15 protein-coding genes are annotated in these 14,446 nt (G+C 73.2%); 5 read left to right on the forward strand and 10 right to left on the reverse strand.

Translation table 11 applies throughout. The annotated features are described in order from the left end of the window. Window positions 1-3: 3 nt before the first annotated feature. Window positions 4-678, reverse strand: coding sequence for a TetR/AcrR family transcriptional regulator (locus ASG94_RS19365; protein ID WP_056928123.1), 675 nt, complete (start codon window positions 676-678; stop codon window positions 4-6). Between the two features lie 67 nt (window positions 679-745). On the opposite strand from ASG94_RS19365, the gene ASG94_RS19370 reads away from it, so the two are divergent. Then, window positions 746-1,252 (forward strand): cupin domain-containing protein, encoded by a 507-nt coding sequence (locus tag ASG94_RS19370; RefSeq protein WP_056928124.1) that lies wholly within the window; start codon window positions 746-748, stop codon window positions 1,250-1,252. A 4-nt stretch (window positions 1,253-1,256) separates the two neighbouring features. On the opposite strand, the gene ASG94_RS19375 is transcribed toward ASG94_RS19370, so the two are convergent. From ASG94_RS19375 to ASG94_RS19410, 9 genes are all read right to left on the reverse strand, one after another. Further along, on the reverse strand, window positions 1,257-1,748 hold the full coding sequence (locus tag ASG94_RS19375; RefSeq protein ID WP_056928125.1) for a MarR family winged helix-turn-helix transcriptional regulator: 492 nt from the start codon (window positions 1,746-1,748) through the stop codon (window positions 1,257-1,259). Between the two features lie 10 nt (window positions 1,749-1,758). Then, window positions 1,759-4,305, reverse strand: a complete 2,547-nt coding sequence (locus ASG94_RS19380) for an MMPL family transporter (protein WP_082624374.1) — start codon at window positions 4,303-4,305, stop codon at window positions 1,759-1,761. Window position 4,306: 1 nt separating this feature from the next. After that, window positions 4,307-4,966, reverse strand: a complete 660-nt coding sequence (locus tag ASG94_RS19385) for a TetR/AcrR family transcriptional regulator (protein ID WP_056928126.1) — start codon at window positions 4,964-4,966, stop codon at window positions 4,307-4,309. A 57-nt stretch (window positions 4,967-5,023) separates the two neighbouring features. After that, a complete protein-coding gene (locus ASG94_RS19390; protein WP_056928127.1) occupies window positions 5,024-5,389 on the reverse strand; it encodes an MGMT family protein in 366 nt (121 codons plus the stop codon). A gap of 13 nt (window positions 5,390-5,402) precedes the next feature. Then, window positions 5,403-5,918, reverse strand: coding sequence for a PH domain-containing protein (locus tag ASG94_RS19395; RefSeq protein ID WP_235537335.1), 516 nt, complete (start codon window positions 5,916-5,918; stop codon window positions 5,403-5,405). Between the two features lie 28 nt (window positions 5,919-5,946). Continuing rightward, complete coding sequence (locus ASG94_RS21895) at window positions 5,947-6,117, reverse strand: hypothetical protein (RefSeq protein ID WP_156411718.1); 171 nt, start codon at window positions 6,115-6,117, stop codon at window positions 5,947-5,949. Between the two features lie 82 nt (window positions 6,118-6,199). Beyond that, entirely contained in the window at window positions 6,200-7,843 is a 1,644-nt protein-coding gene (locus ASG94_RS19400; protein ID WP_056928129.1) for a hypothetical protein, read from the reverse strand. 54 nt (window positions 7,844-7,897) lie between these two features. Then, window positions 7,898-8,920, reverse strand: a complete 1,023-nt coding sequence (gene meaB / locus ASG94_RS19405; protein ID WP_082624375.1) for a methylmalonyl Co-A mutase-associated GTPase MeaB — start codon at window positions 8,918-8,920, stop codon at window positions 7,898-7,900. After that, complete coding sequence (locus ASG94_RS19410) at window positions 8,917-10,101, reverse strand: acetyl-CoA C-acetyltransferase (RefSeq protein WP_056928130.1); 1,185 nt, start codon at window positions 10,099-10,101, stop codon at window positions 8,917-8,919. Before ASG94_RS19410 ends, meaB begins: the two co-directional genes overlap by 4 nt. A 137-nt stretch (window positions 10,102-10,238) precedes the next feature. Between ASG94_RS19410 and mce the strand changes: the two genes are divergently transcribed. The 4 genes from mce (at window position 10,239) to ASG94_RS21900 (ending at window position 14,438) form a co-directional block, all read left to right on the forward strand. Beyond that, the gene (mce, locus tag ASG94_RS19415; RefSeq protein WP_056928179.1) at window positions 10,239-10,691 is read left to right on the forward strand and encodes a methylmalonyl-CoA epimerase; all 453 of its coding nucleotides are present in this window, start codon (window positions 10,239-10,241) and stop codon (window positions 10,689-10,691) included. 4 nt (window positions 10,692-10,695) lie between these two features. Continuing rightward, complete coding sequence (locus ASG94_RS19420) at window positions 10,696-11,526, forward strand: SDR family oxidoreductase (RefSeq protein WP_056928131.1); 831 nt, start codon at window positions 10,696-10,698, stop codon at window positions 11,524-11,526. 88 nt (window positions 11,527-11,614) lie between these two features. After that, window positions 11,615-12,955: a crotonyl-CoA carboxylase/reductase gene (gene ccrA, locus ASG94_RS19425; protein ID WP_056928132.1), complete on the forward strand. Its 1,341-nt coding sequence runs from the start codon at window positions 11,615-11,617 to the stop codon at window positions 12,953-12,955. A gap of 133 nt (window positions 12,956-13,088) precedes the next feature. Continuing rightward, a complete protein-coding gene (locus tag ASG94_RS21900) occupies window positions 13,089-14,438 on the forward strand; it encodes a hypothetical protein (RefSeq protein WP_056928133.1) in 1,350 nt (449 codons plus the stop codon). The last annotated feature ends 8 nt before the right edge of the window (window positions 14,439-14,446 follow it).

Raw genomic sequence — 14,446 nt, forward strand, 5'->3', positions numbered from 1 at the left:
CTACTATCCCTCGCGAAACCTCGCTCCCGCCCCCTCGGCCGGCTCCAGCAGGTAGCGGCACCACAGGTCCGCGAGGTGCTCGGCGTACGCCGTCGCCGTCCAGCCGCGGGAGCCCAGCAGCACGAAGTACTGCGGCGAGTTCGTGGCCCAGACGACGTCCGCCACGGCGTCGTCGTCCAGGTCGGGTCGCAGCTCCCCGGTGCCGCGGAGGTCGGCGGCGAAGAGGCGCATGTTGGCGGCCCGGCGCTGGGCGATCGCGTCGCGCACCCGTGCACACCCCGGGTCGGTGACCGCGGCCTGGGCCAGCGCCTCGAGGAGCGGCACGACGGTGGGCATCAGCCGCCCGAGCGCGGCGGCGTACACCTCGATCTTGTCGCGGGCGGTCTCGGCCGCGCGGATCGCGACGACGTAGTCGCGCTGCTCTGCCCGCACCGGTTCGTCGCTCGAGCCCAGGGCCATGTCGACGACCGCGAGGAGCAGCTCGGGCTTGCGCCCCACCGCCGTGTAGACGGTGTCGACGCTGACCCCGGCACGGGCCGCGACGTCGGCGACCGACGTGCGCTCGTAGCCGCCGTCCGCGAACAGGTCCCGGGCGGCGGCCAGCACTGCCCGCCGGGTCGCGGCGGCCCGCTCGGCACGCACGTCCGAGCGGTAACGCCTCTTGACCGGGTCCACCACGCGGCCTACCGTACCAATATTGGTCCGAACCCGATTCCGACCAATATGTGCGGCCCGAGGAGCAGCCATGAGCGAGTCCGTCACCGCGACCGGAGTGGTCGTCCGCGAGCCGGGCGAGGGCCCGGCCACCTGGGCCGTGGGGTCGCTGTTCGAGCACCTCGTCGGCCCCGAGCACACCGAGGGCCTGCTGGGCGTCTCGCTCGTCACCCAGCCGCCGGGGATCGCCACGCCCCTGCACCAGCACACCCACGAGGCCGAGGCGTTCTTCGTGCTCTCCGGCCGGGTGAGCTACCGCGGCGGCGACCAGACCTGGGAGCTGTACGACGGGTGCTTCGTGTGGCTGCCCCGCGGCGTCCCGCACGCCTTCCGCATCCGTGGTGACCGGCCGGCCCGCCTGCTCGCCCTCACCGCACCCGGCGGCCTGATGGGGCTCTACGACGAGGTCGGCATCCCGGCCACCGCGCACCGGCTCCCCGGCGACGACGGACAGCCGCCCGAGGTCGAGATCCCGCGCTGGGCCGCGGTCGGCCCGCGCTACGGCCTCGAGGTGCTCGGCCCGCCGATCCCCGAGTGAGGGCCTAGAAGTCCCCCGCCTCGCGGCGCACCGGGCGCAGCAGCTCGGACAGCTGCGAGAGCGCGTCGTCGTCGAGCGCCCCGAGCCCGAAGTCCGCCGACGTCAGGTCGGCGGTGGCCCGCTCCACGACGGCGCGACCCTCGTCGGTGATCTCCGCCAGCACGGCGCGCCCGTCGGACGGCGAGGCACGGCGTACGACGAACCCGGACGCCTCCAGGCGTCGCACGATCGAGGTCACCGAGGTCGGGTGCACCTGGAGCCGCTCCCCGATCTTGCCCAGCGGCAGCGAGCCGCGGGACGAGAAGGTCAGCAGCACCAGCGCCTCGTAGCGGGCGAAGGTGAGCCCGTGCGGCTTGAGCAGGGCGTCCAGCCGGCCGATCACCAGCTGCTGCACCCGCATCAGCGAGGTGACGGCGTGCATCGCCGGCACGCCGTCCCATCGCTTGCCCCACTGGCGCGCCGCCTCGTCGATGAAGTCGAGGGGCCGGCCGGACATGGTGAGCAGGCTAGACGAGGGCGTCCTGCTCGACGTCATGGCGCTCGTCGTCCTGGACACGGCGCGGCGCCCGCTGCTTGTCGACCAGCGCCGACCCCTCCACGTCGAGGTGCGGGAGGATCCGGTCCAGCCAGACCGGCATCCACCAGACCTTGTCCCCCAGCATCGACATCACGGCCGGGGTGAGCGTCATCCGGATGAGGAAGGCGTCGAGCAGGACGCCGACCGCGAGGCCGAGGCCGATCGGGCGGGCCATCGTCATGTGCGACCACACGAAGCCGGCGAAGACCGACACCATGATCAGGGCCGCGGCCGCGACCACCCGGGCACCGGAGGCGAAGCCGGTGTGGACCGCGCGGCGGGCGTCCTGCCCGTGCACGTAGGACTCGCGCATCCCCGACACCAGGAACATCTGGTAGTCCATGGCCAGGCCGAACAGGATGCCGATGAGCAGCGTCGGCATGAAGCTCAGCACCGCGCCCGGGTTGTGCACGTCGAAGACGCCGCCGAGCCAGCCCCACTGGTAGACCGCCACGATCACGCCGAAGCTCGCCACCACCGAGAGCAGGAAGCCCGCGGTCGCGATGATCGGCACGAGCACCGAGCGGAACACGATGGTGAGCAGCAGCAGGGACAGGCCGATCACCAGCACGAGGTAGAGCGGCAGCGCGTCGGCGAGCTTCTGGGAGACCTCGATGTTGGCGACCGTGGCCCCGGTGACCCCGACGTCGACGCCGTCGGCGGCCAGCTCGTCGGTCACCGGTCCGCGCAGCTCGTCGACGAGAGCGACGGTGCTGGCGGCGGACGGCCCCTCGGTGGGGACGACCTGGAACGCGAGGGTACGACGGTCCTCGCTGACCCCGATCGGGAGCACGTCGCTGACGCCCTCCACGTCGGCGAGCGCGGAGCCGATCCGCGCCTGGGTGGCCACGACGTCGCCGTCTGCGACCGGCTGCTCGACGTCGGCGGACACGATCACGGGCCCGTTCGCCCCGGGGCCGAAGGCATCGGCGACCCGGTCGTAGGCCTGGTAGGCCGTGGAGTCCACCGGCTCCGAGCCGCCGTCGGGCAGGCCGAGCCGCAGCGAGAGCGCCGGGATCGCCAGGACGCCCATCAGCAGGACCACCGCGACCACGGCTGCGGGGGCGCGTCGCGTCACGACGCCGACCCACGTCTCGGGCCAGCCGTCCTTGCGTGGCTTGTCCTGCGTCGTACGACGCGGGATCGCGCGCCGGCCGGCGAGCGAGAGCAGCGCCGGGGTCAGGGTCATCGCGACGAGCACGGTGACCAGCACGGTGGCCGCGGCGAGCACGCCCATCTGCACCAGCACCGGGATGCCCGAGACGAGCAGGGCCGCGAGCGCGATGACCACTGTGGCGCCGGCGACCACGACCGCGGTGCCGGCGGTGCCGGTCGCCAGGCCGATGCTGTGGCGGACGTCCTCGCGGTCGACCTCGTGACCCGCGTGGGCGAGGTCGGCGAGCTGGCGGCGGTGTCGGTTGACGATGAACAGCGCGTAGTCGATGCCGACCGCGAGCCCGAGCATCGCCCCGAGCACGGGCGCCATCTGCTGGAGGTCCAGCCAGTGGGTGAGCGCGAGGGCACCGAGGAGGCTGACGCCGACGCCGGTGAACGCAACGGCGAGCGGCATCCCGGCCATCACCAGCGAGCCGAGCATCACCAGCAGGACGACGGTGGCGACGCCGATGCCGATGGCCTCGCCGATGCCCCCGACCTCGGTGGAGAACACCAGCTCCTGGCCGTAGTCGACCTCGACGCCCGCGTCCGCCAGCTGCTCGCCGGCCTCCGGCACGAGGGCGAGGTCGTCGGGCGAGATCTCCTGCATGCTGGCGTCGAAGCGGATCTGGACCAGCGCGGTGGTGCCGTCCTCGCTCACGAGGCGTACGCCGTCGCCGAGACCGCGCAGGGTGGCCCCGTGGGTGTACTGCTGCTCGCCGTCCTCGAGCCGCTCGCGGGCGTCGGCCAGGCGCTCCTCGCCGTCGGCCAGCGTGGACTCCAGCTCGGCCTGGCCGTCGATGCGTGCGGGCAGGGTCGGGTCGTCGGGGTCGGTGCGCTGGAGGCGGGCGATGTCGCGCTCCCCCTCGCCGATGAGCCAGCGCAGCTGCTGGAGCTGGCGCGCGCCCTTGTCGTACTCACGGCGTCCGTCGAGGAGCTGCTGGCGGCCCTCGCGCAGGTCGGCACCGCTCTTGTCGAGCTCGGCCTGGGTGGCGAAGGGGTCCACCGTCCCGGTGACGTGCGGGAGCTTCTCCCAGTCGGCCATCGTCGCGTCGATCGCGTCGCGCTGGGCGGCGGTGAAGCCGTCCTCCGAGTGCAGGACGACGGTGCCTGAGCCCCCGGCGACCTCGGGGATCTGCTCGCCCAGGTCGTCGAGCACCTGCGCGAACTCGCTGTCGGGGAGCTCGAACTCGTTGGTGAGGGGCCGCTGCAGCGACAGCATCGCGCCCACCCCGGCGCCGAGCACGAGGACCCAGGCGAGGACGAAGGCGAGGGGCTTGCGGGCCGCGGCGCTGCCGAGGCGGTAGAGGAGGGAGGCCATGTCAGTTCTCCAGCGGGGAGGTCGAGGTCGAGGCACCGGACTCGTCGAAGCCCGTGAAGAGCAGGTCGAACGCCTGCCTGAGGGCGTCGTGGTAGCGACGCGTGACGGCGGGGTCGTCGGTCGGGGCGTCGGGCGACTCGGCGACCACCAGCCGGGTCAGCCGGTCGAGGATCGCACCGGTCGCGGCGGCCAGCGCGGCGACGTACACCGGATCGGCGTCGGGCCCGATCCGGTCGCGCAGGCCCGTCTCGAGCGCGTCGGTCTGGGAGTCGCTGAACTCGCGCAGGAAGCGCCGCGTGGCCGGCGAGGCCTCGGCCGCCCGCTCGAGCGCGAAGGCCTGGGCGAAGACGGGGTCGTCGAGCAGGCCGTCGAGCACGACGGTGATCGACTGCCGGAGCGGCTCGTCGGCGGGGCGGGCCACGAAGGCCGCCACGGTGTCGCGCGTGACCTCCTCGATGGAGGCGGTCAGCACATCCTCCACGCGGGGGAAGTAGTTGAACAGCGTCCGGCGCGACACCCCGGCCTCCGCGGCGATCCGGTCCGCGGTGAGGGCGTCGATGCCCTCCGCGGTCACGATCGCGATGGCGGCAGCACTGAGCGCGTCGCGGGTGCGCTGCTTCTTCGCCGCGCGCAGCCCGCAGGTGGTCAGGTCGAGGCTCATACCTGCACTGTAGGGCAAACTTGCACTACGGTGCACATTCAGTCCGGGTGAGGCTGCTCACCCCGGGCCGTCGTCCTCCTCCGCGTCCCCCAGCAGGTCGGCCGCGGCCTCCCGCCAGCGCAGCTCGAGCTCCGCGAGGTCGGCCCGGTGCACGTCGATCCGGCAGCCTCGGCCCGAGTGCTTGAGGGCGATGCCCTCCTCGTGCCAGTGCGGCACGGCCTCGTGGAGCAGGTCGGACGGGAACTCCCCCGCCGCGTTGGTGACCCGCCACCACGTCACACCGCCGCCGTGGCGGCTCAGCACCGAGCCGACCCGGCGGGGCCCGATACCGACCACCCGGCCGAGGTCGCCGTAGGAGACCACCCTGCCCCGCGGGACCAGCTCCACGGCCCGCAGCACCAGCTCGTCGAGGCGCTCGTCCATCGGTCGGGTCGCGTCAGTTGGCCACGCGCGGACCGCGCAGGCCGGAGCGCTGGACCACCCGCTGGATGGACAGGTCGCGGTCGTCGGGTCGTCCGACGTACCGGATGTCGCGCAGGCCCTGCTCCTGGGCGGCGGACTCGAAGACGAAGTGGCCGAAGCCCAGGAGGCGGCCGTGCAGCGGCTTCTTGACCGTGATGTCGAGGATCCGGGACAGCGGCATGGTGGCCAGCTGCTGCGAGAGCACGCCGTGCACGCGGAAGACGCGCATGTTGGTGATCACGAACCGGTCCATGTGCTCGCCCAGCGCCTTCCAGGCGGCGTGGCCCCAGAGCCCGAAGGCCAGCGCGAAGGGGAACCACGCGAGGTCCATGTCGATGAAGGGCACCGCGACGAGCAGGCCCAGGCCGAGGAGCGCCTCCAGGGCGGGGAGGACGAAGACGACCCAGTGGTGGCGCACCTCGTCGACGATGACCTCCCCCTCCTCGCGCAGCAGGTGCCGGCGGATGCGGGGGTCGAAGAGCCCGCGCACCGCCGTCAGCCCCGTGCCGGGTGGGGCGTCACGTCAGGGCGCCCACGAAGTCGATGACGGCCGTGAAGAGCTGCTGGGCCAGCTCCGCCGTCTTGCCCACGCCGGCGGTCGCGGCGTCGGCGAGGCCGTTGGGGTCGGTGAACATCCAGAAGCCGAGAAACACGACCACCAGGGCGAGGATCGCCTTCTTGGCGCTCATCGGGGAACTCCTCGTGCGGACGGGCAGGGGACCGGACTTTCCTACCAGTCCCCGCGGCCGTCGCGACGGAGGCGCGCAGGCGTCAGGACTCGCAGGTCGTCAGCGTGCCCGCCTGCAGTGCCGGCCCCGACCTCACCTGGCGACCACGGCCGAGGGCGAAGCCGCGCTGCCAGTCCGACACGACGCCGGTCTGGTTGTGCTCGCTCGTCTGGTCGCCGACCATGCTGAAGCGCAGGGTCATCGGTACGCCGGACACGGCCGCCCGGTCCTTGACGGTGCCGATCGGCTTGCCGTCCCAGAACCAGGTGATGTGGTCCGGGGCCACCTCGACGGCCACGGCCGGCGACGTGTGGACCAGGCTCGGGACCGTGCGCGTCCTCGTCCACTGGCGGGTGTCGGCCTTCACCCCGAAGCTCATCGCCGAGCTGTGGGCGGCGACCTGCGCCAGCGTGATGTTGCGCCGCCCGCAGGCGTAGTCCTCGGCCCGCTCGGGCACCAGCTCGACCAGCACCGCGAAGTCCCGGGCCGTCGCCTCCGCGGTCTTCAGCCGCAGCCGCGCCTCCCACCGCCCGTAGGCCTGGGCTGCGCCCACCAGCGTCGCACGGGTCGTGCCGAAGTCACCGGGGCCGCCCGCGTTGCTGCGCTGGCTGTCGAGGTAGAGGCCGCCGTTCTGGCGGCTGACCCGGCCGGCGCCGTCGGCGTAGTCCTGCCACCACCCGGTGCGCACCGAGCCCACGTCGGGCGGGCTCGTCAACGACTGGCCGGCCTCCCAGGTGTAGTCCCACAACGTCGGGTACCACCCGTAGCGGCTGCTCGCGGTGGCGCTGGCCGCACCGGCGCCGCGGCGCTGCGTGCCCGTGGGGGCCACGGTCCGGGCGACGGGCGGGACGACGGGACGCCCGGCCGTGGCCGCGGGCAGCACCTCACCGGCGTCGAGCACGGTGACGTACGCCGGGAAGGTCTGCATCCAGCCGATCCGGTGGCCGTCGGAGACGACGTCCTCCTGGCGCACCCGGTAGACCACGGTGCCGGCCGCGGACGTCACGCCCGGGAAGTAGCCCATCCCGTCCGCCAGCACCAGCGAGGTGCCCAGCGTCTCCCAGGTGTCGCCGTCCACGCGCCGCTGGAGGGTGAGGGTGCGCCCGGCGAAGACCGGCAGCCCGATGGTCTCCGGGCGGCGTACGAGGCTGGGCGTGGTGTCCACCGACAGCGTGAACGGCACGCCGGCGACCGGCTGCCCAGGGACGCGCGCGTTGGTGGGGTCCGGCCCGGCGACCCACATGGTGAGGTCCTGGCCCTTGGCCCGGAAGCTCACCGGCGGGGTCGCGGCGCCGCCCTTGGCGACCACGCGGTAGCGGATGCCGAGCATGGCCGGGGCCGGGAAGGAGAAGCTGAAGCTGCCGTCGGCAGCGGTGGAGCCGGAGAAGCCGCGGACCGCGAACCACTGGTCGCCCGGGCGGTTCATGTGCTGCTGGAGCGTGATCCTCCGCGCGCCGCGCACGCCGAGGCTGCCGCTGAAGGTCAGTGCCTGACCGCCGACGTAGGCCGCCGGGGAGAAGGAGAGCGAACCGCCGCGCGCGCCGAGCCGGCTGTCGGCGTGACCGGCGACCGAGGGTGCCTCGTCCGGGGTCGCCAGGGCGGGTGCCGACGCCAGGGCCGACGTCAGGGCCAGGGTCAGGCCCAGGCCGACGAGGGCCGGGGCGAGCGCGGTGCGGAAGTGCCTCATGTCCGCGAAGATAGGAGCGGACGGGTCCTCGCGTGACCGGAACGGCCAAACCCGTCAGGAGGTCTGGATGCTCGCGAGCAGCACGTCGGCTGCCGCGTAGGGGTCCGACTCCCCCGCCACGACCGCGGCGGCGAGCTCGTCGAGTTCCGAGCGGCCGTGCACGTCGCCCCACCGCTCACGCAGCGCGGTGACCGCGATCGCCTCGATCTCGTCACGGGCGCGGCGGGTACGACGCCGCTCCAGCTCGCCGCTGGACGCGAGCCAGGCGTGGTGTCGCTCGATCTCCGCGACCACGCCGTCGAGGCCCTCGCCCTTGGCGGCCACGGTGCTGACGATCGGCGGCTTCCACGCCCCCTCGGCCCGGGTCGCGAGGGCCAGCATCGAGCGGAGGTCGCGCTTGACCTGGTCGGCGCCGTCGCGGTCGGCCTTGTTGACGACGTAGAGGTCGCCGATCTCCAGGATCCCGGCCTTGGCGGCCTGGATGCCGTCGCCCATGCCGGGCGCGAGGAGCACCAGGGTGGTGTCCGCCAGCCCGGCGATCTCCACCTCGCTCTGCCCCACGCCGACGGTCTCCACGAGGATCACGTCGCAGCCGGCGGCGTCGAGCACGCGCAGCGCCTGGGGGGTCGTCCAAGCGAGGCCCCCGAGGTGTCCGCGGGAGGCCATCGACCTGATGTAGACGTCGCGGTCGGTGGCGTGGTCCTGCATCCGGACGCGGTCGCCGAGCAGGGCGCCCCCGGAGAACGGTGAGGACGGGTCCACGGCGAGCACGCCGACCCGCTTGCCGGCACGGCGCAGCTCGCCGACCAGCGCGTTGGTCGAGGTCGACTTGCCGACCCCCGGCGACCCGGTGATGCCCACGACCTGGGCGTGCCCGGCGTGGGGCGCCAGTCCGGCCATCACCTCGCGGAGCAGGGGCGACTCGTCCTCGACGAGCGAGATCAGGCGGGCCACCGCGCGGGCGTCGCCCTCCCGGGCCCGCGCGACGAGGTCGGGGACCGACGCCGTCGTACGACGCCGTCCCCGGCCGGGGCCCGCGGGCGCGAGGGATCCCGGCCCGGCTGAGCCCGAGGTCACGCCTGCGGGACCCGGATGATCAGCGCGTCACCCTGACCGCCGCCACCGCACAGGGCCGCGGCACCCGTGCCGCCGCCGCGGCGCTGGAGCTCGAGGGCGAGGTGCAGCACGATGCGCGCACCGGACATGCCGACCGGGTGGCCCAGCGCGATGGCGCCGCCGTTGACGTTGACCTTGTCCTCGCTGATGCCGAGCTGGCGCGCGGACTCGATGCCGACCGCGGCGAAGGCCTCGTTGAGCTCGAAGAGGTCGATGTCGGCCACCGAGATGCCCTCCTTGGCCGCCGCCTTCTCGACCGCGCGGGCCGGCTGCAGCTGCAGGGTCGAGTCCGGGCCGGCGACCTGGCCGGAGGCACCGATCTCGGCGAGCCAGGTGAGACCGAGCTCCTCCGCCTTCGCCTTGCTCATGACCACCACGGCGCACGCACCGTCGGAGATCTGGGAGGCGGACCCGGCGGTGATGGTGCCGTCCTTGGAGACCGGACGCAGGCCGGACAGCGACTCGACGGTGGTGTCGCCGCGGATGCCCTCGTCCTGGCCGACCGTGATGTCGCCCTTGCGGGACGCGATGGTCACCGGGACGACCTCGTCGTCGAAGACGCCGTTCTTCCAGGCCTCCGCGGCACGCTGGTGCGACCGCGCCGAGAAGGCGTCCTGCTCCTCGCGGCTGAGGTTGGTGCCGGCCGAGTTGCAGCTCTCGGTCAGGTTGATCATGGCCTGGTCGGTGAACTGGTCGTGGAGGGCGTCGTAGGCCATCGAGTCCACGAGGGCCGTGTCGCCGTACTTGAAGCCGGAGCGCGAGCCGGGCAGCAGGTGCGGGGCGCGGGTCATCGACTCCATGCCGCCGGCCACGACGATCTCGTGCTCGCCGGCGCGGATCAGCTGGTCGGCCAGCGCGATGGCGTTGATGCCCGAGAGGCAGACCTTGTTGATCGTGATCGCCGGGACGTCCATCGGGATGCCACCCTTCACCGCGGCCTGACGGGCGGTGATCTGCCCGGTGCCGGCCTGGATGACCTGGCCCATGATCACGTACTCGACCTGGTCGCCGGACACGCCGGCCCGGTCCAGGGCGCCCTTGATGGCGACCCCGCCGAGGTCGGCGGCGGACTGGTCCTTGAGGCCCCCGAGGAGGCGGCCGATGGGGGTACGGGCTCCGGCAACGATGACGGACGTGGACATGCGGGCGGCCTCCGGGCGACGTGGGCGGTATCGGTTGACGTGGTCTGTTCGTGACGATACCGCCGCCGTCCGCGGGCGGGGTCGGGGGTGGCGGGGATCACAACCCACCGCCCGCGACACCTGCCACCATGGCGGCCATGACCGCACCTCTCGACCTGCCCGAGCACCTGTTCACCGCGATCGACCACGTGGGCATCGCCGTCCCGGACCTGGACGTGGCGATCGCCTACTACCGCGACACGTTCGGCATGCACGTGGCCCACGAGGAGACCAACGAGGAGCAGGGGGTGCGCGAGGCGATGGTCGCCGTCGGCGACTCCGGCTCGCACATCCAGCTCCTCGCCCCGCTCTCGCAGGAGTCCACGATCGCGAAGTTCCTCGACCGCTCCGGCCCGGGGATGCAGCAGCTGGCCTACCGCGTCACCGACGTCGAGGCGGTCTCGGCCGTGCTGCGCGAGCGCGGCGTGCGCCTGCTGTACGACGCCCCACGGCGCGGCACGTCCGACAGCCGGATCAACTTCATCCACCCCAAGGACGCGGGCGGCGTCCTCGTCGAGCTCGTCGAGCCGGCCGCCTCCGGGGACCACTGATCCCGTGGGCGCCCTCGTCACCGGCGCCGGCCGTGGCCTCGGGGCCCGGATCGCCGCCCTGCTGGCCGAGCGGGGCCACGTCGTGCACGTCACCGACGTGGACCCGGAGGCGGCCGCCGCGGTCGCGGAGCGGATCGGCGGCGGCGCGTTCGCGTCGGCGCTCGACGTCCGCGACGCCGAGGCGTGCGACGCCGCCGCCGCGGAGACCGTGGAGCGCACCGGGTCGCTGGACGTCTGGGTCAACAACGCCGGGGTGCTCATCACCGGACCGGCGTGGGAGCAGACCCCCGAGCAGCGCCGCCTCATGGTCGAGGTCAACACCCTCGGGGTCGTCAACGGCACCGTGAGCGCCATCGGCGCGATGCGCGCGCAGGGCCGGGGCCACGTCGTCAACGTGGCCTCGCTGGCCGGCCTGGTGGCCGTCCCGGGCGAGGGGGTCTACGCGGGCTCCAAGCACGCCGTGCTCGGCTTCAGCCTCAGCACGGCCGCCGACCTGCGCCTGGCGGGTCTGGGCGGCCGTGGCGGCATCGAGATCAGCTGCGTGTGCCCCGACGGCATCTGGACGCCGATGCTGCACGACAAGCTCGACGACCCGGGGGCCGCCCTGTCGTTCTCCGGCACCCTGCTGAGCCCCGACCGGGTGGCCGAGGCCGTCGCCGACGTCCTGGACCGGCCGCGCCCGGTCACGGCCGTTCCGCGGTGGCGGGGCGTCGAGGCACGCGTCGTGGACGCCTTCCCGCGACTGGGGCAGCACGGCCTCGCCCTCGGCGTACGCCTCGGTCGTCGCACCCAGCGCCGGCTGCGACGGCGCGGCGGGCCCACCTCGTCGTGCTAACTACGTCACACCGCTGACCACTGCAGGTTACCGACCGGTATCTTGCAGCCACATTTTCGTGCCACCGATGCCTCACCAGGAGACACCCGTGCAGAACATCCTCGAAGCCATCCAGTCCGGCAACGCGACCGCGGAGGACTTCGCGAGCCTCAAGCTCCCCGAGTCCTACCGCGCGGCCTTCGTCAAGAAGGACGAGGTCGACATGTTCGAGGGCCTGTCGGCTCGCGACAAGGACCCCCGCAAGTCACTGCACGTCGACGAGGTCGCGCTGCCCGAGCTCGGCCCCGGCGAGGCCCTGGTCGCCGTGATGGCCTCCGCGATCAACTACAACACCGTGTGGACCTCGATCTTCGAGCCCGTCTCCACCTTCGGCTTCCTCGAGCGCTACGGCCGCCTCTCCCCCCTCACCAAGCGCCACGACCTGCCCTACCACGTGGTCGGCTCCGACCTGGCGGGCGTCGTGCTCAAGACCGGCGTCGGCGTCAACGCCTGGAAGCCCGGCGACGAGGTCGTCGCGCACTGCCTCTCCGTCGAGCTCGAGGGCCCCGACGGCCACAACGACACGATGCTCGACCCCGAGCAGCGCATCTGGGGCTTCGAGACCAACTTCGGCGGCCTCGCCGACATCGCGCTGGTCAAGTCCAACCAGCTCATGCCCAAGCCGGCCCACCTCACCTGGGAGGAGGCCGCCTCCCCCGGCCTGGTCAACTCCACCGCCTACCGCCAGCTCGTGTCCAAGAACGGCGGCGACATGAAGCAGGGCGACAACGTCCTGATCTGGGGCGCCTCGGGCGGCCTCGGCGGCTTCGCCACCCAGTACGCCCTCAACGGCGGTGCGGTGCCGGTCTGCGTGGTCTCCAACGAGGAGAAGGCCGCCATCGCCCGCTCCATGGGCGCCGAGCTCATCATCAACCGCTCCGAGGAGGGCTACCGGTTCTGGAACGACGAGGGCACCCAGCAGGACCCGAAGGAGTGGAAGCGGTTCGGCGCGAAGATCCGCGAGCTCACGGGCGGTGAGGACATCGACATCGTCTTCGAGCACCCCGGCCGCGAGACCTTCGGTGCCTCGGTCTACGTCACCCGCAAGGGCGGCACCATCACCACCTGCGCCTCCACCAGCGGCTACATGCACGAGTACGACAACCGCTACCTGTGGATGAACCTCAAGCGCATCATCTCCTCCCACTTCGCCAACTACCGCGAGTCCTGGGAGGCCAACCGCCTCATCGCCAAGGGGATGATCCACCCCACCCTGTCGAAGACCTACAGCCTCGAGGACGTCGGCCAGGCGGCCCTCGACGTCCACAAGAACGCCCACCAGGGCAAGGTCGGCGTCCTGTGCCTGGCCCCCGAGGAGGGACAGGGCGTCCGCGACCCCGAGATGCGCGCCCAGCACGAGGACGCCATCAACCGGTTCCGCGGCGTCTGAGCGCCTTTTCTCGTCACACCCCGGTTCGCGGATCGTTTCCGCGAGCCGGGGTGTGTTTGTCCCCGGGCATCGGACAGACTGGGCCGACCGCAGACTTCACCGCCAGATCGACGTAGAGAGTGGGTGCTCCACCATGAGCCGCGACCAGGGACTGTCCATCTTCGACGAGGAGCCGGAGAACGACGCCGACCTCACCGGGGAGACGACCGGCGAGGCCGTGAGCGACCCCACCGGCAGCTCGGCCAAGGGTGCCGCCGACGCGTCAGCGGGAGAGTCGACGCAGGTCATGCCCGCCGTGCCCCCGGCCGACGAGACCCCGACCACCCGCACCGGGGCCGCTGCCCCGGCTCCTGCCGCGCCCGCCTCCCCGCGACCGACCCCGGCGACCCCGGCGTCCCCGGCCGCGCCGCAGGCCACCCCCGCGGCGGCCGCCTCGTCGCCCGCGCGTCCGAGCACCCCGGCCACCCCGGGCACCCCCGCCGGCGCAACCGCCCCCGCCCTCCCGCTGGTCCGCCGCGGCGGCTACGACAAGGCCGCGGTCGACCAGCGGATCAACCAGCTCACCACCGAGAAGTCCGGCCTCAGCGCCAGCCTCACCTCCTCCGAGCAGCGGGTCATCGAGCTCGAGGCCGAGGCGCAGCGGATGCGCGCGGAGCTCGAGGAGAACAAGAACCCCACGTACGCCGGCCTCGGCGGACGCGCCACCTCGATGCTCAAGCTGGCCGAGGAGGAGGCGGCGGACGTGCGGCAGGCCGCCACCCGCGACGCCGCCGAGATCCGCGAGCAGGCCAACCGCGACGCCAAGGCGATCCGCGCCGACGCGTCCCGCGAGGCCGACGACATGCGCATGGTGCAGCTCAAGGAGCTCGACGAGATGCGCAGCCGGCTCACCACCGACGCCGAGCAGGAGCGCACCCTGGCGCGCGCCGAGGCGGAGGACATCCTCGCCGCGGCCCGCCGCGAGGCCGACCAGGTCCGTCTCGCCGCCCAGCAGGAGACCAACGAGCTGCGCACCACCGCCCGCCGGGAGGCCGAGCAGGCCCGCGCCGCCGCGGACCGCGAGGTCCAGGAGGCCCGGCGCACGCTCGCCGTGGAGAAGGAGCGGCTGGCCCGCGAGGCCTCCGAGCACCACTCCAGCGCCACCGCCGAGACGCAGCGCCTCGTCCAGGAGGCCGAGGACCGGGCCGCCGCGGCCGAGCAGCGCGCTCGCGAGGCGACCGCCCAGGCCAACGCCCACCGCCAGCAGGCACAGAGCGAGGCCGAGGGCCTGCTCAGCCGGGCCCGTCGTGAGGCCGAGCAGATCGTCGCCTCGGCCACCACCCAGGCCGACTCGGTCGCCGCCAGCGGTGCCGCGGACGCCGAGCGCGAGCTCGCCGCCGTGCAGGCCGAGGTCGACCGGATGACCAAGCGCCGCGACGCGGTCGCCGCCCAGCTCGGCGCCCTGCGCGACGTCGTCGCCGGCTTCTCCGAGGACGAGTCCTGAGCTGGATC

The organism is Nocardioides sp. Soil805 (assembly GCF_001429625.1).
Lineage (GTDB): Bacteria > Actinomycetota > Actinomycetes > Propionibacteriales > Nocardioidaceae > Nocardioides.